17 protein-coding genes are annotated in these 19,973 nt (G+C 54.9%); 11 read left to right on the top strand and 6 right to left on the bottom strand.

All coding sequences use genetic code 11. The features are described from left to right. Positions 1-76 precede the first annotated feature (76 nt). Entirely contained in the window at positions 77-976 is a 900-nt protein-coding gene (gene nhaR / locus OCH02_RS13965; RefSeq protein ID WP_004950031.1) for a transcriptional activator NhaR, read from the top strand. 67 nt (positions 977-1,043) lie between these two features. Here nhaR and rpsT read toward each other — a convergent pair whose 3' ends face one another. After that, positions 1,044-1,307: a 30S ribosomal protein S20 gene (rpsT, locus tag OCH02_RS13960; RefSeq protein WP_037420676.1), complete on the bottom strand. Its 264-nt coding sequence runs from the start codon at positions 1,305-1,307 to the stop codon at positions 1,044-1,046. A 390-nt stretch (positions 1,308-1,697) separates the two neighbouring features. Between rpsT and ribF the strand changes: the two genes are divergently transcribed. The 5 genes from ribF (at position 1,698) to ispH (ending at position 7,524) form a co-directional block, all read left to right on the top strand. After that, a complete protein-coding gene (ribF, locus tag OCH02_RS13955; RefSeq protein WP_261431743.1) occupies positions 1,698-2,636 on the top strand; it encodes a bifunctional riboflavin kinase/FAD synthetase in 939 nt (312 codons plus the stop codon). Between the two features lie 156 nt (positions 2,637-2,792). After that, positions 2,793-5,609 carry an isoleucine--tRNA ligase gene (gene ileS / locus OCH02_RS13950; RefSeq protein WP_261431742.1) on the top strand — a complete coding sequence of 939 codons (2,817 nt, stop codon included), beginning with the start codon at positions 2,793-2,795 and terminating at the stop codon, positions 5,607-5,609. Then, complete coding sequence (gene lspA, locus OCH02_RS13945; protein WP_261092379.1) at positions 5,609-6,118, top strand: signal peptidase II; 510 nt, start codon at positions 5,609-5,611, stop codon at positions 6,116-6,118. Before ileS ends, lspA begins: the two co-directional genes overlap by 1 nt. A 1-nt stretch (position 6,119) precedes the next feature. Next, the gene (fkpB, locus tag OCH02_RS13940) at positions 6,120-6,590 is read left to right on the top strand and encodes an FKBP-type peptidyl-prolyl cis-trans isomerase (protein WP_261431741.1); all 471 of its coding nucleotides are present in this window, start codon (positions 6,120-6,122) and stop codon (positions 6,588-6,590) included. Then, positions 6,571-7,524, top strand: coding sequence for a 4-hydroxy-3-methylbut-2-enyl diphosphate reductase (gene ispH / locus OCH02_RS13935; RefSeq protein ID WP_261431740.1), 954 nt, complete (start codon positions 6,571-6,573; stop codon positions 7,522-7,524). Before fkpB ends, ispH begins: the two co-directional genes overlap by 20 nt. 308 nt (positions 7,525-7,832) lie before the next feature. On the opposite strand, the gene OCH02_RS13930 is transcribed toward ispH, so the two are convergent. Further along, positions 7,833-8,756 carry a LysR family transcriptional regulator gene (locus OCH02_RS13930; protein WP_261431739.1) on the bottom strand — a complete coding sequence of 308 codons (924 nt, stop codon included), beginning with the start codon at positions 8,754-8,756 and terminating at the stop codon, positions 7,833-7,835. Between the two features lie 192 nt (positions 8,757-8,948). Here OCH02_RS13930 and pvcA point away from each other — a divergent pair, with 192 nt between their 5' ends. The 3 genes from pvcA (at position 8,949) to OCH02_RS13915 (ending at position 12,148) form a co-directional block, all read left to right on the top strand. Beyond that, entirely contained in the window at positions 8,949-9,914 is a 966-nt protein-coding gene (gene pvcA, locus OCH02_RS13925; protein WP_261431738.1) for an L-tyrosine isonitrile synthase, read from the top strand. A gap of 90 nt (positions 9,915-10,004) precedes the next feature. Then, positions 10,005-10,868, top strand: coding sequence for a TauD/TfdA dioxygenase family protein (locus tag OCH02_RS13920; protein ID WP_261431737.1), 864 nt, complete (start codon positions 10,005-10,007; stop codon positions 10,866-10,868). A 5-nt stretch (positions 10,869-10,873) separates the two neighbouring features. After that, positions 10,874-12,148 carry a glycosyltransferase gene (locus tag OCH02_RS13915; RefSeq protein WP_261431736.1) on the top strand — a complete coding sequence of 425 codons (1,275 nt, stop codon included), beginning with the start codon at positions 10,874-10,876 and terminating at the stop codon, positions 12,146-12,148. Between the two features lie 38 nt (positions 12,149-12,186). On the opposite strand, the gene OCH02_RS13910 is transcribed toward OCH02_RS13915, so the two are convergent. The 4 genes from OCH02_RS13910 to OCH02_RS13895 all read right to left on the bottom strand — a co-directional run bounded on the left by OCH02_RS13910 (position 12,187) and on the right by OCH02_RS13895 (position 17,093). Beyond that, entirely contained in the window at positions 12,187-13,089 is a 903-nt protein-coding gene (locus OCH02_RS13910) for a dihydrodipicolinate synthase family protein (RefSeq protein ID WP_261431735.1), read from the bottom strand. Next, positions 13,089-14,801, bottom strand: coding sequence for a dihydroxy-acid dehydratase (gene ilvD, locus OCH02_RS13905; RefSeq protein WP_261431734.1), 1,713 nt, complete (start codon positions 14,799-14,801; stop codon positions 13,089-13,091). Before ilvD ends, OCH02_RS13910 begins: the two co-directional genes overlap by 1 nt. Positions 14,802-14,803: 2 nt before the next feature. Then, positions 14,804-16,192, bottom strand: coding sequence for an MFS transporter (locus OCH02_RS13900; RefSeq protein ID WP_261431732.1), 1,389 nt, complete (start codon positions 16,190-16,192; stop codon positions 14,804-14,806). Between the two features lie 169 nt (positions 16,193-16,361). After that, entirely contained in the window at positions 16,362-17,093 is a 732-nt protein-coding gene (locus OCH02_RS13895) for a FadR/GntR family transcriptional regulator (protein WP_261431731.1), read from the bottom strand. Between the two features lie 434 nt (positions 17,094-17,527). Between OCH02_RS13895 and dapB the strand changes: the two genes are divergently transcribed. Beyond that, entirely contained in the window at positions 17,528-18,349 is an 822-nt protein-coding gene (dapB, locus tag OCH02_RS13890) for a 4-hydroxy-tetrahydrodipicolinate reductase (RefSeq protein ID WP_261431730.1), read from the top strand. 471 nt (positions 18,350-18,820) lie between these two features. Then, complete coding sequence (gene carA, locus OCH02_RS13885) at positions 18,821-19,969, top strand: glutamine-hydrolyzing carbamoyl-phosphate synthase small subunit (protein WP_261431729.1); 1,149 nt, start codon at positions 18,821-18,823, stop codon at positions 19,967-19,969. The last annotated feature ends 4 nt before the right edge of the window (positions 19,970-19,973 follow it).

Here is a 19,973-nt window from a genome sequence, read left to right as displayed (position 1 = left end):
CTGAAACAGGGAAAGGACATTAGTCGCTCGTCACGGCCGCGGGTTTGCCATGACGAAATGTTAAGGAGAGCACCTCGTGAGGATGTCGCATATCAACTTTAATCACCTTTATTACTTCTGGCAGGTTTGCAAGGAAGGTTCGGTGGTCGGCGCTGCCGAAGCCTTGTTTCTGACACCGCAGACCATCACTGGCCAGATCAAAGCGCTGGAGGAACGTTTGGACGGCAAGCTGTTCAAGCGTCAGGGGCGTGGGCTGGTGCCATCCGAATTGGGGCAACTGGTTTTTCGCTATGCCGACAAGATGTTTATGCTCAGCCAGGAAATGCTGGATATTGTTAACTACCGCAAGGAATCCAACCTGCTGTTCGACGTCGGGGTAGCGGATGCGTTGTCCAAGCGTTTGGTGAGTCAGGTGCTGGAGACGGCGGTAGTGGTGGATAATGAGCAAATTCACCTGCGCTGCTTTGAGTCGACGCACGAGATGCTGCTGGAGCAGCTCAGCCAGCATAAGCTGGATATGATCCTGTCAGACTGCCCGGTAGATTCCAGCCAGCAGGAAGGGTTGTTTTCGCTCAAGCTGGGTGAATGCGGCATCAGCTTCTTCTGCCGCCAACCGGCACCGGATCTGCCATTCCCCGCCTGCCTTGAACAGCGAAAACTGCTGATCCCGGGTCGGCGTTCGATGTTGGGCCGTAAACTGCTGAACTGGTTTAACACCCAGGGTATTCAGGTGGAGATCCTGGGCGAGTTTGATGATGCGGCCCTGATGAAAACTTTTGGCATGTACCACAACGCGATCTTCGTTGCGCCGACGCTGTATGCGCAGGATACCTATAACGATGATGACGTGGTGGAGATTGGGCGTATCGATAGCGTGCAGGAAGAGTACTACATCATCTTTGCCGAACGCATGATCCAGCATCCGGCGGTACAGCGGGTGTGCAACAAGGACTTCTCTGCATTGTTTGCATACTAGCGCGGGTATTGCAGACGTAAAAAAACCGGCCTGAGCCGGTTTTTTTATCAAGCTGACAACGTAATGCTTATTGCATTGCGTTGATACGCGCAGTCAGGTTTGACTTATGGCGTGCAGCTTTGTTTTTGTGGATCAGGCCTTTAGCTGCCTTGCGGTCCACGATTGGTTGCATTACGAGGAATGCATTTTTTGCAGCTTCTTTGTCGCCAGTTGCGATAGCAACTTCTACTTTCTTGATGTAGGTACGCATCATTGAGCGGCCGCTAGCGTTATGCTTACGACGCTTCTCAGACTGTACGGCGCGCTTCTTAGCTGATTTGATATTAGCCAAGGTCCAACTCCCAAATATATTCTATTGAGGACAATTCGAAGGCCGAGGAATATCCCCTTTTAGACTTCGTTTGTCAACGGATTTGTGCAAATAAGCGCCGTTTGTACTGGCGGCACTTGCTACGTTGTGATGGGGCAGGATTTTACCAGCTTCGGTCATGGGAATACAGTGTTTCGCGAGAAAATTCAGCAATGAGTTGGCGCATTGGTCGCAAGCTATTGGTCGTGGTCGATAATCAGCTATGAGTCGCCGGATAAACTGCGGTCAGGGCGTTTCACCTGCAGATTATCTCCGGTATGGTATGTCTATTACATAAAGGCACCAATCGCGGGTTAACCTTAACCGCTGTACAAGGTATAATCCGGCGATTTCCACTGTTTTGAGCCAGCTATGGAGCTAATTCGCGGCATTCACAATATCCGGGCACGCCACCATGGTTGCGTGCTCACCATCGGCAACTTTGACGGCGTACACCGCGGTCACCAGGCGTTGCTGGAGCAGCTGAAACAAGAGGGGCAACGCCTCGGGCTGCCAGTGATGGTCATGATCTTTGAGCCGCAGCCGCTGGAAATGTTTGCAGCGGACAAGGCACCGGCCCGTCTCACGCGTTTGCGTGACAAGGCCAAGTATCTGGCGCAGGCGGGCGTTGACTACCTGTTGTGCGTCAAGTTCGACCCGCGTTTCGCTGCCAATACGGCACAGGCATTTGTTGCCGAACTGCTGGTGGAGAAACTGGGCGTGAAATTCCTGATGGTCGGGGATGATTTTCGCTTTGGCGCGACCCGCCAGGGCGATTTTCCGCTATTGCAAAAAGCCGGGAAAGAATACGGTTTTGAAGTGATCAGCACGCCGACCTTCCGCGAGGGCGATCAACGTATCAGCAGCACGGCAATCCGCAATGCGCTGCGCGATGACGACCTGGCATTGGCTGAAACGCTATTGGGTCACCCGTACAGTATTTCTGGTCGGGTGGTACATGGCGATGAACTGGGCCGTACCATCGGCTTTCCCACCGCCAACCTGCCGCTGAAACGCCTGGTTGCCCCGGTGAAGGGAGTCTATGCGGTAGAAGTTTATGGCCTGGGGCCTGAACCGCTCCCCGGCGTGGCCAATATTGGTACACGCCCAACCGTTGCCGGCGTGCGACAGCAGCTGGAAGTCCACCTGCTGGATGTCACAATGGATCTTTACGGGCACCATATAGACGTGGTGCTCCGCGCGAAATTGCGCAATGAACAGCGTTTTGCTTCGCTCGATGCGCTGAAGCAGCAAATCGCCAATGATGTGGTGACGGCCCGGAAGTTCTTCGGGTTAAAAACACTGGTTTAATCGTTTATCCTAAACACTTCGAGTGGCATCGCGGCGGCAACCGCGCGAACCCCGATGAGCTTGCACAGGTAAGTGATTCGGGTAAGAAAGGGCAGCCAACAAAGATGCCGCTTGAAGTGTGACGGGTAAATAGCCGAAAACGGAAACGAGAATCTCATGAGTGACTACAAGAATACCCTGAACTTGCCGGAAACAGGGTTCCCGATGCGCGGCGATCTGGCCAAGCGTGAACCTGGCATGCTGCAACGTTGGTATGAACAGGATCTGTACGGGATGATTCGTACTGCCAAAAAGGGCAAGAAATCCTTCATTCTGCATGACGGCCCTCCGTATGCGAACGGCAGCATTCACATTGGTCACTCGGTTAACAAGATTCTCAAAGACATTATTATCAAGTCGAAAGGGATGTCCGGTTTCGACTCGCCTTACATTCCGGGTTGGGACTGCCACGGCCTGCCGATCGAACTAAAGGTCGAGCAACTGTACGGTAAGCCGGGTGAAAAACTCACTGCGGCAGAATTCCGTATCAAGTGTCGTGAGTACGCCGCTGAGCAGGTTGAAGGCCAGAAGAAAGACTTCATCCGCCTGGGCGTGCTGGGTGACTGGGATCGCCCGTACCTGACCATGGACTTCAAAACCGAAGCCAACATCATCCGTGCGCTGGGCAAAATCATCAGCAACGGCCACCTGCTGAAAGGCGCCAAGCCGGTGCACTGGTGTACCGATTGCCGCTCTTCCCTTGCGGAAGCGGAAGTAGAGTATTACGACAAAACTTCGCCGTCTATCGATGTGGCTTTCCACGCGGTAGACGCGGCTGCCGTGGCTGCCAAGTTTGATGTGGCCAGCTTCAACGGCCCGGTTTCTCTGGTGATCTGGACCACTACCCCGTGGACGCTGCCGGCTAACCGCGCCATCTCACTGCATCCGGAATTTGCCTACCAGCTGGTTCAGGTAGAAGGCCAGTGCCTGATCCTGGCGGCTGAGCTGGTGGAAAGCGTAATGAAACGCGCCGGCATTACCCATTGGGAAGTCCTGGGCAATTGCAAGGGTGCCGATCTGGAGCTGATGCGTTTCGAACACCCGTTCATGGGCTTCGACGTGCCGGCGATCATGGGTGAACACGTTACGCTGGATGCCGGTACCGGTGCGGTACACACCGCCGGTGGCCATGGCCCGGATGACTTTGTCATCAGCCAGAAATACGGTCTGGAAATCGCCAATCCGGTAGGGCCGAACGGCTGCTATCTGACCGGTACCCATCCACTGCTGGATGGCAAGTTTGTGTTCAAGGCCAACGATTTGATCGTTGATCTGCTGCGTGAGAAAGGCGCATTGCTGCACGTGGAAAAACTGGTTCACAGCTACCCGTGCTGCTGGCGCCACAAAACGCCGATTATCTTCCGTGCGACCCCTCAATGGTTCATCAGCATGGATCAGAAAGGCCTGCGCAAGCAGTCACTGGAAGAGATCAAAGGCGTGCAATGGATCCCTGAATGGGGCCAGGCGCGCATCGAAACCATGGTTGCCAACCGCCCGGACTGGTGTATTTCGCGCCAGCGTACCTGGGGCGTGCCGATGTCACTGTTTGTGCATAAAGACACCGAGCAACTGCATCCACGCAGCGTTGAGCTGATGGAAGAAGTGGCCAAGCGCGTTGAGCAGGACGGTATTCAGGCCTGGTGGGATCTGGACGCGGCCGACATTCTCGGTGCGGATGCTGCCGATTACGTGAAAGTGCCAGACACCCTGGACGTCTGGTTCGACTCCGGTTCGACCCACTCTTCCGTGGTCGACGTTCGTCCCGAGTTCAATGGCCATGGCGCCGACATGTATCTGGAAGGCTCCGACCAACACCGCGGCTGGTTTATGTCATCACTGATGATCTCCACTGCGATGAAGGGCAAGGCACCGTATAAAGAAGTTCTGACCCACGGCTTCACCGTGGACGGTCAGGGCCGCAAGATGTCCAAGTCGATCGGCAATACCATCAGTCCACAGGACGTGATGAACAAGCTGGGTGGCGACATCCTGCGCCTGTGGGTTGCTTCTACCGACTACACCGGTGAAATTGCCGTGTCGGACGAGATCCTGAAACGTTCCGCCGATTCTTACCGCCGCATCCGTAACACCGCGCGCTTCCTGCTGGCCAACCTGAACGGGTTTGAGCCGAGCACCGACTGCGTGGCGCCGGAAGAGATGGTAGTCCTGGATCGCTGGGCAGTGGGTCGTGCACTGGCGGCGCAGCAGGATATCGAAAAGGCTTACGCCAATTACGATTTCCATGAAGTGGTACAGCGTCTGATGCAGTTCTGTTCGGTTGAGATGGGCTCCTTCTATCTGGATATCATCAAGGACCGTCAGTACACCGCGAAGAGCGACAGCGTCGCCCGTCGTAGCTGCCAGACTGCCTTGTTCCATATCGCAGAAGCGCTGGTTCGCTGGATGGCACCGATCATGTCGTTCACTGCCGATGAAATCTGGGCCTTCCTGCCGGGTAAACGCGCGCAGTACGTGTTCACTGAAGAGTGGTACGACGGCCTATTCGGTCTGGCCGAAGGCGAAGGCATGAACGATAGCTTCTGGGCCGAGCTGCTTAAAGTGCGTGGCGAAGTGAACAAGGTGCTGGAACAGGCTCGTGCTGACAAACGCCTCGGCGGTTCTCTGGAAGCCGCGGTGACGCTGTATGCCGATAGCGAACTGGCTGAACGCCTCAACAGCCTGCAGGATGAACTGCGTTTTGTGCTGCTGACTTCCGGCGCGCGCGTTGCGCCTCTGGCGGATGCGCCGGCGGAAGCACAAGCTGCAGAGCTGGTGAAAGGCCTGAAAATTGCCTTCAGCACCGCAGAAGGTGAGAAGTGCCCGCGTTGCTGGCATTACACCACCGATATCGGCCTGGTGGCGGAGCACGCAGATCTCTGCGGCCGCTGTGTTGTCAACGTAGCCGGCGACGGCGAAAAGCGTAAGTTTGCCTAATGAGTAAACCTATTTGTTCGACCGGCTTGCGCTGGCTGTGGCTGGTAGTGGTAGTGCTGGTGCTGGATTTTGCCAGCAAGCAGTGGATCCTCGGTAACTTCGCGTTGGGCCAGTCCCAGTCGCTGATCCCGTCGTTCAATCTGTTTTATGCGCGTAACTACGGTGCCGCGTTCAGCTTCCTCGCCGATCACGGCGGCTGGCAGCGCTGGTTCTTCGCCGGTATTGCCGTCGCCATCGTGGCGGTGCTACTGGTGATGATGTACCGCAGTTCGGCGCAGCAAAAGCTGAACAACATTGCCTACGCATTTATCATCGGTGGAGCGCTCGGTAACCTGTTTGATCGCTTGTGGCACGGCTTCGTGGTCGATTTTATCGACTTCTATGTGGGCAACTGGCACTACCCGACCTTCAACCTGGCGGATAGCTTTATCTGCGTGGGGGCGGCGATGATCGTGCTGGAAGGCTTCTTGTCACCGGCGAAAAAAAGCGCAAAGAGCAAAGGTGAGTAATATGACGGCTCAGGTTAAGGGCGACAGCGAAGTATTGGTTCACTTCACGCTGAAACTGGAAGACGGAACGACGGCAGAATCCACTCGTGGCAACGGTAAACCGGCGTTGTTTCGTCTGGGCGACGGCAGCCTGTCCGAGCCGCTGGAGGCGCAGTTACTCGGTCTGAGTGCGGGCGACAAGTGCGCCTTTACCCTGCAACCGGAAGCAGCGTTCGGTGAAGAGAACCCGGACCTGGTCCAGTTCTTTTCACGCCGCGACTTTACGGAAACCGGCGTACCGGACGCGGGCACCATCATGCTGTTTACCGCTGTCGACGGCAGCGAAATGCCGGGCGTGGTGCGTGAGGTGGCGGAAGATTCGATTACCGTTGATTTCAACCATCCGCTGGCGGGCCATCCGGTCACCTTCGATATTGAAGTACTGGAGATTGACCCGCAGCAGGAGGAGACGCATGCAAATATTGCTGGCTAACCCACGCGGCTTTTGCGCCGGGGTTGATCGTGCGATCAGTATCGTTGAACGCGCGTTGGAAATTTACGGCGCGCCTATCTACGTGCGTCACGAAGTGGTGCATAACCGCTACGTGGTGGATAGTCTGCGTGAGCGTGGGGCGGTGTTTATTGAGGAAATCACCGAAGTGCCGGACGGGTCGATTCTGATCTTCTCGGCGCACGGGGTTTCCCAGGCAGTAAGGGCAGAAGCCAAGGCGCGTGATTTAACCATGCTGTTTGACGCCACCTGCCCGCTGGTGACCAAGGTGCATATGGAGGTGGCGCGAGCCAGCCGCCGTGGCACCGAGGCTGTCCTGATCGGCCACGCCGGTCACCCGGAAGTGGAAGGTACCATGGGCCAGTACAGCAACCCGAAGGGCGGCATGTACCTGGTGGAGTCACCGGACGACGTGTGGAAGCTGCAGGTGAAGGATGAAAGCAACCTGTGCTTTATGACGCAAACCACGCTGTCGGTGGACGACACTTCTGAGGTGATTGATGCCCTGCGCCAGCGTTTCCCGAATATTATCGGGCCGCGCAAGGACGACATCTGCTACGCCACTACCAACCGTCAGGAAGCGGTACGCAACCTGGCCGGGGATGCGGACGTGGTGCTGGTGGTGGGGTCGAAAAACTCCTCCAACTCCAACCGTCTGGCAGAATTGGCGCAGCGTGTTGGCAAGCCGGCATACCTGATAGATTCCGCGGCTGACATTCAGGAAGCCTGGCTGAAGGACGCCCATAATATCGGCGTTACCGCTGGGGCTTCTGCACCTGATGTGCTGGTACAGGATGTGATCAGTCGCCTGAAAGCGCTGGGCGGTGTCAACGTGCAGGAAGTCAGCGGTCGTGAAGAGAACATCGTGTTCGAAGTACCGAAAGAGCTGCGGGTTGATATCAAACAGGTCGATTAATCAGCATCGGGCATATATAAGAGAACGGGGAGCTTCGGCTCTCCGTTTTGTTTTTAGGGAAGGATACCCGGCAATGAAATTATTAAAAATGAGTTTGAAGAGTGACAGATTCAAATTTACTGTTACTTAAAGTCAAATTTGTTCTGACAATTTGAATTAATGGCAAAGGGAATGATTATATAGACAGTGATAAAGTTATTAAGGTTAATATCATTAGGCTGCAATCTAAATAAACTCTGGTGCTGGTCAGCAAGGGGCTGAAGGTTAAATAACTAAATTAATTGATGTTACAGATGTTTCTTATTTTATTAAGTTCGTAACTGATCTACGGAGTTTTGCTCTTTTTTCTGTAAATGGATTTTCATATGTTCAAGTAAACGACGGACCTTTAATGGTTGGCTGTCCCTGCGCGGCATAATTGCATAGCAACTAATATCGGGCAGGCGCCACTCTGGCAGTACCTCGACCAACTCACCTCGGTTCAATTCCTTTTCAACATTGACGAAGAAATTACGGATGATCCCTTTACCGGCCAGCGCCAATTCTTTCATTGCCATGCCGTTATTGGTAAATAAACGTCCGGTCATGCGCAGCCGATGCTCGTCGCCATCAGGGTGGAGCAGACGAACAAATTGTGGGTTCCCCAGGGGGGTAAAAGTGACCCATTGATGGTGCGTCAACGCCTGTGGCGTTTCTGGCATGCCGTGGTTGGCAAGGTAGGCTGGCGAGGCACACAGCACTTCGCGAAAGCGCGCCAGACGGGTTGAGACATAACTGGAATCAGCCAATACGCCGCCACGGATCGCCAGATCAATACGCTGGTTTATCAGGTCAATCTTTTCATCATGAATTTCCAGCCTCAGCGTGATGCGCGGGTGCTCGTCGAGGAAGCTTTGCAGCGCCGGCACCAGATAATGAGTGGCAAACTCCGTAGAGGTGGCGACGCGCAGCTCTCCGGCCAGTTCACCGCGTAGCGCGGCAATACGTTGTTGCCCGCGTTCGGCGGCATGGATCATCAACACGCAATCCTCATAAAAACACAGCCCGGCCTCGGTCAGGCTCAGTGAGCGGGTAGAACGCAGAAGTAATTGAATGCCCAACTCGTTTTCCAGCAAGCGAATATGTTGGCTGACGGCGGAGGTAGTAATGCCTAATTCTTTGGCTGCCGTGCTGAATGCGCCGCAATCGACAACTTTAGAAAAAATAGCCATGCGTTTTAGAATATTACTCATAGTTTGTTAAGTTCAACTTAACCAAGATTGTTAATTGTAAGGGCTAATAATATAGCATTATCTCTTCTATATTGCCTGAAGCAGATAAATCGCGAGGTAAGTCCGATTTTTCCGTTCGGCCTCTCTCTTTTTGATAAGTCTTATTGCGTTTGCAAATAAGTTGCCTGCGCCACATCTGAACAGGAGTTAATTGTGGATAGTGCCCGTATTGAACAAGTGTCGTTAAAAATCCTTCATGAACTATTGCAATATCGGCGTCGATTCCCGGGGTTGGAAAGTTCAAACGCTGAAGAGGAACAGGCGGTTTCTCTGGTGCAATTACCGCGTATTCGGGCATTTATTGAAAATGAGCAGCGCATTGAGTTTGTTCTGCCTGCCTTCCCGACAAAATCACCCAATACTAATAAGGTGATCGGTTCATTGCCCGATATGGCCGAACGATTGTCGCTGATATTTCTTAATTCTCTCTGTCAGCGTATTCAGCTTTATTACCCGCCGGGTGCTCATATCATCATCTGTTCCGATGGCCACGTTTTCGGTGATTTGATCCATGTCAGCGACGATGCGATCAACCGCTATCAACATGAAATTGAAAACCTGCTGCATGAGGTGGGGGCGACTCATCTGAGCGTTTTCAATTTGGGTGACGTGGAAGGGCTGGCCAAGTATACCGGCGACTATGACCTGCTGCGCCAGTTGCTGGTTGACGGCTACGCTGAGCCGGAGGAAACGATCAAACACCGGTTGATGCAGGACGAGCAGGGGGTGCAGTTGTATCGAGCGATCACCCGATTCCTGTACGAAGACAGCCAACTGCCGGGCTACAGCGGCTCCAATGCCGCTCTGCAAAAAGACGCCAAACAGCGGGCCTGCGGTGTGATCCAGCGCAGCTGGGCCTGGGGCAACTTGCTGGCCCAGCATTTCCCGCAGGCAATACGTTTGTCGATTCACCCACAGCCTGCCGACAGTCTGAAAATGGGCATCCACATGATGCCGACCAAAGACGACTGGCTGACTCCCTGGCATGGCGTGGCAGCCAACGTTAACGGACAGTTTGTGCTGATGAAGCGCAAGGACGCGCAGCAGCTGGCGGGCGAACTGGTGGCGATCCGCGGAACACCCAGCCATTACCTGGTCGAACAGCCACAGATGGCGTAATGCAGCACCTTGCGCCCGCCACTTTAACGGGCGTCTTTTAACGGCACGGTAGCCGTGTGAGCAGCAAATTCGATTCAAGGAGAGTGACCTATGGAAAATCAAATGCTGAACTGCCGCATTGAACTCAATACCCCTTTTGGCGCAGTGCTGACCCCGCAGTATCCCGGCCAATCTATCAGCGAACTGCCGGTGGCGATGCTTCGTTCACTGGCCCAGCAGCATCACCTGCTGGTGCTGCGCGGCTTTGACTCTGGTTTTACCGATCCGCAGGTACTGACCCGCTATGCCGACGGCTGGGGTGAGATCATGATGTGGCCGTTCGGAGCGGTGCTGGACGTGAAAGAGCATCCGGATGCCAAAGATCATATTTTCGACAGCAGCTATGTGCCGCTGCACTGGGATGGCATGTACAAGCCGACCATCCCGGAATTCCAGCTGTTCCATTGTGTGGCAGCACCTTCACAGGATGAGGGCGGCCGCACCACCTTTGTCGACACCACGTGCCTGTTGGCTAATGCCGATGAGTCACTGTTGGCGCAGTGGCGGGAAGTGTCGATCTCTTATCGCATTAAGCAGGTGGTGCATTACGGCGGTGAGGTTCGTTCGCCGCTGGTAGTGGATCATCCGAACGGCAATGGGCAGATTATGCGCTACAACGAGCCGCCGACCGCGGGCAAAAAGTTCCTTAACCAGCACGCGCTGGAATATCACGGGGTGCCACAGGAGCAGCAAGAGGCATTCCATCAGACCCTGCAACAGCATCTCTACGATCCTCGTCATTATTACGCCCATCAGTGGCAGCAGGGAGACGTGGTGATAGCGGACAACTTCTCGTTGTTGCACGGGCGCGAAGGCTTTACCGCGCGTTCTGCTCGCCATTTGCAGCGGGTGCATATTCAGAGCAACCCGGTGTGCGCCAATCAGGCGCTGAAACCGGCCAACGCAGAGGTTTAAACCCTATGGCAAGTATTCTGATTACCGCAGTGGCCACGCCCGGCCACGTTTATCCGATGCTGAGCATAGCCCGACACCTGACGGCACAGGGGCACCAGGTGCGGGTGATGACCGGTGCGCTGTTTCGTCAACGCGCGGAGGCGGCTGGCGCGCAGTTTATCGCCTTTGATGAGCGGGTAGATTTCGACTACCGCTATCTTGAGCAGCACTTTCCCGAACGGGCAGCGCTGCCGCCGGGCAATGCCCAGATGGCACTGGCGCTGAAAGACTTCTTCGCCGCCCCGATCCCGCTGTTGGATCAGCAGTTGCGAAGCGTGCTGGCTGCCGAGAATCCTGACCTGTTGATGGTGGAAAACTGCTTTTATGGGGTGCTGCCGTTGTTGCAGAGGGCGGATCGACCGCCGGTAATCGGCATTGGGGTAACGCCGCTGTCGTATTCCTCAAGGGATTCGATCTTCTATGGGCCTCGAATCCCCCCGGCGTTGTTGCCACGAGAGCTGCGGCGCGAACAGTTGGTGGACGAAGACACCCGCGCGCTAATTGATGAGGTGCAACGGAGCTTTGATATTGCGATGGCGCAATCTGGTGGCCTGCCGCTGCAGCAGCCCTTTACCGATGCGTTGATTGGCGGCTGCGATCGCTTTTTGCAACTGGCCACCCCGGCGCTGGAGTATCAGCGCGAAGATCTGCCGGGTAGCGTGCGCTTTATCGGGCCGCTGCGCAGCGCGGCGGCGACGCTTGAAACCACCGATGAATGGGATGAGGCCGACCGGCGGCCGTTGGTAATTGTTTCGCAGGGGACGCTGGCGAATGTCGATCTGCACCAGCTGATTGTCCCGACGCTGAAGGCACTGGCTGAATTGCCGGTTAGGGTTTTAGCGACCACGGGGGGCCGCCCTATTGACGAGTTGTTGGCGCTGTTGCCCGCGAATGCCAAAGTGCGGGAGTTCATCTCTTTCGAACACTGGCTGCCGCAGGCGGTGCTGTTGATCACCAATGGTGGCTATGGCTCAATCAACTACGCCCTGGATCAGGGGGTACCCTTGATTGTCGCGGGAACCGGCGAAGATAAACTCGAAGCCGCCGCAAGAGTGGTGGCGGCGGGCTGCGGCATTAGCTTGCATACCAGCACCCCGGACGAAGGGCTGTTGCGTCAGGCGGTGCAGCAAATTCTGGCGCAGCCGGCTTATCGGCAGCGTGCTGCGGTGGTGCAGGCCGATTACGCCCGTCACGATGCACTGACGGCAATTGCCGCTGAGGTTGCAGCGTTAACCCGTTGAGGGTATGGGAAATGGCCGCCGTGAGGCGGCCGCTTTCGCTACAAAGAGAACTGAATCAAAAACCGGTCAATCATGGCACGATCGTCAGCGGTCAGTGGCCAACCGGGGTGACGACAGTAATCGGTGGCAATGATATTGCGCCGTTGCAGAATCGTCTTCTCAACCTGAATAATGTATTCGCAGTGGCCCATCCAGCGCTGAATGTAAGGCAATAGCGTCTGATGTAACGCCTGCGCCGCTTCAGCTTCGTCGGCTTGCCAGTGGCGATAAATACGCAGATAAACCTCACTGAACGAACAGCCAGGCATCACACCTTTACCGCCCGCCGCCAGCATCTGCAACATATAAAGTCCGGCATAGCCATTTAACACACTGGCTTGTGGGGACAGTTGCAGAAATTCTTTGGTGTAATCCACCGGGGGATTGCACTCTATCTTGAACACCGCATGGGGATAGCGTGCCGCCACGTCAGCCAATTGTTGAGGCGTGATCGGCAATCCAGTTTCGCCCGGCGCGTATTGCACCATCACCGGGATATCTACGGCATCCAGTACGGCAAAGATGTGCTGTTGGATCGCCTGTGGACTGGGCTGCAGGAAAAATGGCGGCAGCAGCATCAACGCATCCGCGCCCAGTTGTTGATAATGACGAGCGCGTTTAACGGCGACTTCACTGCTGTGATCGGTGACTGAGATCGCGCGGTACAGTGGGGCACCCGCCAGCGTGGCGATAAATATTTCTGCCAGGCGGCCGCGTTCGCGGTCGTCCAGTTTAGGGAACTCACTGGCGATACCAAACAGCGTCGTTCCCTGAACGCCGGTGGCGGCCAAATGCTCCAGCAATCGCACAAAACTTGCTTCATCTATCTCGCCGTCAGCCTTAAACGGCATAGCGACAATAGGATTGACGCCGCAAATATCTGCGGCTTGATAATGGCTCATTATTCTTCCTCCCGGTCAGCCAGTACGGCCCCCTGCGCGGCCGGCATTGCCCAGCGGCGATAAAGCCGCAGGAAACCGCGTGGCACTTCTTTATCCACCGGTTGCCAGGTTTTACGTCGCAGGATCAGTTCGCTCTCGCTGACATGCAGCGTTAGGGTACGAGCTGGAATATCGATGGAGATCGGGTCTCCGTTCTGCACCAGTGCCAGTTCGCCGCCCTCCACCGCCTCAGGTGAAATGTGGCCGACAAACAGCCCGCGGTTGGAACCGGAAAAACGGCCATCGGTGATCAGGGCGCAACTGTCGGACAGGCCCATACCTTCCAGTGATTTCATCGGTTTATACATTTCCGGCATGCCGGGGCCGCCTTTAGGCCCTTCGTAACGCAACACCAGAGCACTGCCCGGTTTAATTTGGCCGGACATAATGGCGTCGACCGATTCCTGCTCGCTGTTGAACACCACGGCGGGGCCACTAAAACGCATCAGGCGATCGGGCACTGCGGCCGGCTTCACCACGCAGCCGAGCGGCGACAGGTTGCCGTGCAGCACGGCAACGCCGGCTTCATTGCGCACCGGAATGGCCAGGGTGTGGATGACCTCAGGACGTCGGCTTGGCGGGGTCTTCGCCAGTAGCTCAGCCTTGGTTTTACCGGTGACGGTCAAGGCGTTAAGGTCGAGCAGTTTGGCAATCTCAACTTCGACCGCCGGTACGCCGCCCGCTTCCCAGAAATCAATCATGTCATGCTCGGAGGCCGGGTACAGCGAGGCGACCAGCGGCACCTGATGACTCAGCTCATCGAAGGCGGACAGCGGCAGATGCCCCAATTCCGCTTCGTAGTGAATGGCTTGCAGATGCAGAATGGCATTGGTGGAACCGCCGGTGGCCAGTAGATAAACCATCGCATTGCGGATCGATGCGGCGGTGATTATTTGGCGTGCGTTAATGCCGTTGAGCACCAGCGCCACTGCCTGACGGCCGGTTTCGACAGCACATTCGCGCCGCTCTGCTGATACCGCCGGCAGTGTGCTGCTGCCCGGCAGGCTCATACCCAAAACTTCGCCGATACAGCACATGGTGTTAGCCGTACCGTACATGGTGCAGGAGCCGGGGCCTGGCTCGGCGATATTTTCGATATGAGCGAATTCCGCCTCATCGATTTCGCCGCGTTTTTTCCAGCCGATGGCTTCGGTGACGATGTTGCCGTCCCAGTGCTTGCCTTTATATTCCGCCGGATACATCGGCCCACCGTTGACCATGATCGCCGGAACGTCCAGCCGTGCCGCTGCCATCAGCATGGCAGGCACAATTTTGTCGCAGGATCCCAGCAGTACCATGCCGTCGAAACGATGGGCGCGCATCATCACTTCAATTGAGGCGGCGATCACCTCGCGAGCGGCCAGGATATAGCGCATGCCAAGATGCCCTTCGGCAATACCGTCGCAGGGGGCGATAGTGCCGAACACCATGCCGACACCACCGGCCTCTTCAATACCCTGTAATACCTTGGCCGTCAGTTCATTGAGGTTGACGTGGCCGGCGGTGGCGTTGGTATAGCTGTTAACCACGGCGATTACCGGGCGTCGCAATTGCTCATCGCTGTGGCCCATCGATTTATACAGCGCACGTTTCAGTGCGCCGTCATCCCCCTCCAAAATTGGGTTGAAATGCGTGCCGCAACTGCCGCTGCCACAGGTTCCACATCCGCTCATAATCAAAATCTCTCAGTGATATTTAAAGGGCTGTCGGCATCAGGCTGAGTCGCCTGATAGGGTTTTCTCTTTGGGTTTATCAACCTGGCCGGAAGCATGAAGATCAATGGGGCGCACAGCAGCAGGAAGCCCGCCAAAATGTATAACCCGCTGTCGGTTTGTCCGGTTTGGTCTTTCAACCAGCCGAGCACCGTGGGGCCGAAGAAACCGGCTAGGTTGCCGACGGAATTCACCAGTGCGATGCCGGCGGCGGCGGCAGTGCCGGAAAGCAACGCGCCCGGCAGGCTGATATAGGTGGGGATCAGCGCCAGGGTGCCGGACATGGCGATGCAGATCCAGGTCATCATCCAGAAGGTCGAGCCGCTGCAGTAAGCGCTGAGGGTGAGCCCGATACAGCCGATCACCGCCGGAATGGCGATATGCCAGCGCCGCTCCTGTTTCAAATCGGAATGTCGGCTGTTCCATATCATAAACAGAGCGCCAAACACGTAGGGCAGGGCCGCCAGCAGGCCGATTTGCAAATCGTCGCTGATGCCCGAGGTTTTGATGATGGAAGGTAGCCAGAAGCTGATGCCGTAGTAGCCGACGTTAAAACTGAAGAAAATCAATGCTAATAGCCAGACATACCGGTTAGCCAGCATCTCTTTGAGACTGTGAGCCGCTTTGCCGTTGGCTGCCAGGTCTCGGTTGGCCTGATCTTTAGCCAGATCGGCTTGCACCAGGGTTTTCTCTTCGGCAGTTAACCATTTGGCTTCGGCCACATTGTTATCCAGGTAACGCAACACCACAAAGGCCAGGACTAATGACGGGACGGCCTCAATCAGGAATAGCCACTGCCAGTTGTGCAAGCCGCCGACGTTTTCGAACAGCTTGAGGATCAAACCTGACAGCGGGCTGCCGATGATCACCGACAGCGGGGTGACCAGGATAAACAGCCCGAGCGTGCGGGCGGATCGCCACGAAGGGAACCACAGCGTTAAATAGAACACGATACCCGGGAAGAAACCGGCTTCGGCTACGCCGAGTAAAAACCGCAATACATAGAAGCTGGTAGGGGTGGTGACGAATATCATGGTTGCTGACAGTACTGCCCAGGTCGCCATGATGCGGGCTATCCAGAATCGCGGCCCAAAGCGTTGCATCAGCAGATTGCTGGGCAACTCAAAAATAAAATAACCAATGAAGAAGATACCGGCGCCCAGGCCATAGACGGTATCACTGAAGTTCAAAGCATCCTGCATATGCAGTTTGGCGAACCCGACGTTAACGCGGTCCAGGTAAGCGAAGAAATAACACAGGATCAAAAAAGGGATCAGGCGGCGGGTGATCTTGCCGTAGACCTGTGTTTCAGCGGCTTGCTCTGCCGACGGGGTTGCTGTAGTCAACTTCATGATCGATTCCTCAGAGTGATTGACCGGGCGTTAGGTCTCCCAGCCGATAGCAATCCACTTGTCATTCATTCAGGTAATACAAATCAGTTAATCTTGTAATACAAGAATGCTAGAGGCAAAAGAACCTAGAATCTGTGAGGGCGATCGGAATTACGACAAAGCGAGGTTTTTAAATAATATGAGCGAACATTTCCGGCTGTTTATGCCAATGATTCTTTTTGGCCGCGTTGAGCAGAATGACACGCATGCATTGGCGCGCATTTTCCACCTGCTTGAAGCGAATAGCCTCCAGCAGTTGCTGGTGTTCTTCGACGGCTTTTTGGGTCAGGCGTACGTCCTCTTCCAGCGTTTGCTGAAAAGAGAGGGCCATTGCGGCGGACAGCGCACTGCCTAATGAATGTAAAAAGGGGTTATGGCTGGCACCCAGTAAAGCGAGATGAAATGCCATATCGCCCTGTTCGAACAGTTCACGGCTGGCTTGTTGCTGCCCTTGCGCCATCAGTTTGCAGGCATCTTCGAGCGCCGCTAAATCATGGCCGGTGGCATTAACCGCCGCCAGCGCAGCGATATTGGGTTCAAAGATCAAACGAGTGACCATTAGCTGTTCAATCAACTGCGGATCGAGGCTGTCTTCAGCCAGCCAGGCCAGAACATCGGTATCCAAAAAGCTCCACTGCTGGCGTGAATTGACCGTACTGCGCTTCTTGGCCTGGATAGAAATCAGCCCTTTTGCGGCCAGCACCTGCAAGGCATTGCGTACCGAGGTGCGTGAAACCTCGTACTGCTGTGCCAGCTCATTTTCCCCTGGCAACGACAGCCCGGGCGGCAAATCACCCCTGATAATACGGCGTGCCAGATCTTGCGTCAGGGTTTCCGATAGGGTCGTGGGTGCGATTTTCATCCGTGTGGCTCTCAGGCAATAAAGCGGCAGTTAAGGCATATACTAAGCTAAGCGACTGATTGGTGGTACCCATGCCGGTTTTAGTGGATGAAATGAGAGGTTTTCCCTGCGGTTTTTAGCCATTGAAATTGCATGATTATGTACAATCGGCAACAGACACTTTTTAGGTCAATTGTTAACCCATTGACAGCATTGCTGATGAAATGCGGGAGATATCATAATTTTCTAATTATGAAATGAATCCTCTGGCGGTGATAGGGCGAGGCAGTTACCCTGAACCGATATACCCGTCATACTTGAAGCTGTATCTGTGTTGACTGCGCTCACTTACCCGAATCACTTACTGAAGTAAGCTCATCGGGATAAGTTCCCTTGTCGCCCTGATACAGCCCCAATTATTTAGGGTAATGAAATCAATTAATAAGAGAGAAAGTATGACTGATTCATTAATCCGCATTGCGATTGCGGGTTCCGGCGGCCGTATGGGCCGTCAATTGATCCAGGCGGTCCAGCAGGCACCGGGCGTGGTGCTGGGGGCAGCGATATCGCGGCCAGGTTCAAGCCTGATCGGTACCGACGCCGGTGAACTGGCGGGCGTTGGTGCACTGGGCGTGACCGTTAGCGACAGTCTGGAAAAGGTGGTCGATGATTTCGATATTCTGATCGACTTCACCCGCCCGGAAAGCACCCTGGCCTATCTGGCTTTCTGCGTTGAGCATAAAAAAGCCATGGTGATTGGCACTACCGGCTTTGATGACGCCGGTAAAGACGCCATCAAAGCCGCCGGGCAGCAGATTGGGATTGTCTTTGCCGCCAACTTCAGCGTCGGCGTCAATCTGGTGCTGAAACTGTTGGAAAAAGCCGCTCAGGTGATGGGCGACTATACCGATATCGAAATTATTGAAGCGCACCATCGCCATAAAGTGGATGCCCCTTCGGGCACGGCGTTGGCAATGGGTGAGGCTATCGCTGGCGCACTGGGGCGCGATCTTAAAGAGTGCGCGGTGTATGCGCGTGAAGGTTATACCGGTGAACGCGATCCGAAGAGCATTGGCTTTGCCACTGTTCGTGCAGGCGATATCGTGGGTGAGCATACCGCCATGTTTGCCGACATTGGCGAGCGGGTGGAGATTACCCATAAGGCGTCCAGTCGGATGACTTTTGCCAGCGGAGCGGTACGGGCAGCATTATGGTTAAGTAACCGTGATAAAGGCCTGTTTGATATGCGAGACGTACTCAATCTTGACCAGTTGTAATTGATTTTTATGCCATCGTGATGTGGTTATATTTATCATAATGCTATGATTAGTGGGCAATAATTTTATTGTCCATTTTTTTTAACATTTAAAACATGAGTTATGTTTATTTTTGTTTGTAACATGGTTGTTTGTGTGTGTTTTATTGTGTTTTTTTACCTGAATCACCCGGCGGTGATGTTTTTTGCCCTGGATTTAGCCTTCATTATTGTGCTTTTCTGTCATTCATCCCCGCAACCGTTTACCCGCCCGAGTTTAGCGGTGTTTTTATGGCTGCTAACCCTATTAAACGCCGAGAAGTGCAAAAATAAGAGAAAAAATGGCGCTTTGGGTAGACAAGCGGAGCTCTCATCATTAGAATGCGCCCAATTTGCCAAAAATTGACCTTGAGGGCGGTTTTTGCATTGATTTAGATCGCGATATCTGAATTAATATGCAAATATTGTGATTGATTATTCCTTGGAGGGTGTTTTGATTAAGTCAGCGCTATTGGTTCTCGAAGACGGAACCCAATTCCACGGTCGGGCCATCGGGGCAGAGGGTACGGCAGTAGGAGAAGTGGTCTTCAATACGTCGATGACCGGTTATCAAGAAATCCTCACTGATCCTTCCTACTCCCGCCAGATCGTTACTCTTACTTATCCTCATATCGGCAATGTCGGCACCAATGCTGCTGACGAAGAATCCTCCGCAGTACACGCCCAAGGCCTCGTCATTCGCGACCTCCCACTGATTGCCAGCAACTACCGCAACGAAGAAGGCCTGTCTGACTACCTGAAGCGTCATAACATCGTGGCGATCGCCGATATTGATACCCGCAAGCTGACCCGCCTGCTGCGTGAGAAGGGGGCACAGAACGGCTGCATCATTGCTGCCGATACCCCGGATGCAGCGCTGGCCTTGGCCAAGGCCAAAGGTTTCCCGGGCCTGAAAGGCATGGATCTGGCGAAAGAAGTGACCACCCAGGAAGCTTACAGCTGGCAGCAAGGCAGCTGGACGCTGGAAGGCGAACTGCCGGAAGCCAAAGCGGCCTCCGAGCTGCCGTTCCACGTGGTGGCTTACGACTTCGGTGCCAAGCGCAACATCCTGCGCATGCTGGTGGATCGCGGCTGCCGCCTGACGGTAGTGCCGGCGCAGACCCCGGCGGATGACGTGTTGAAGATGAATCCGGACGGTATTTTCCTGTCCAACGGCCCGGGTGACCCGGAGCCTTGTGATTACGCCATCACCGCCATCAAGCAATTCCTGGAAACCGACATTCCGGTGTTTGGCATCTGCCTCGGCCACCAGTTGCTGGCACTGGCCAGCGGCGCGAAAACCGTGAAGATGAAGCTCGGCCACCACGGCGGCAACCACCCGGTAAAAGACCTGGATAAAGACTGCGTCATGATCACCGCGCAGAACCATGGTTTTGCCGTGGACGAAAATAACCTGCCGGCGGAACTGCGCGTAACGCACAAATCCTTGTTTGACCACACGGTGCAGGGCATTCACCGCACCGACAAACCGGCGTTCAGCTTCCAGGGCCACCCTGAAGCCAGCCCGGGTCCACACGATGCTGCGCCGCTGTTCGATCACTTTATCGAACTGATCGAGACTTACCGTTCTAACGCCAAATAATCAG

Source organism: Serratia quinivorans, from assembly GCF_946227985.1.
Lineage (GTDB): Bacteria > Pseudomonadota > Gammaproteobacteria > Enterobacterales > Enterobacteriaceae > Serratia > Serratia quinivorans_A.
The sequence above is the reverse complement of the archived record's forward strand: the minus strand, read 5'-3'. Positions and strand labels throughout refer to the sequence as shown.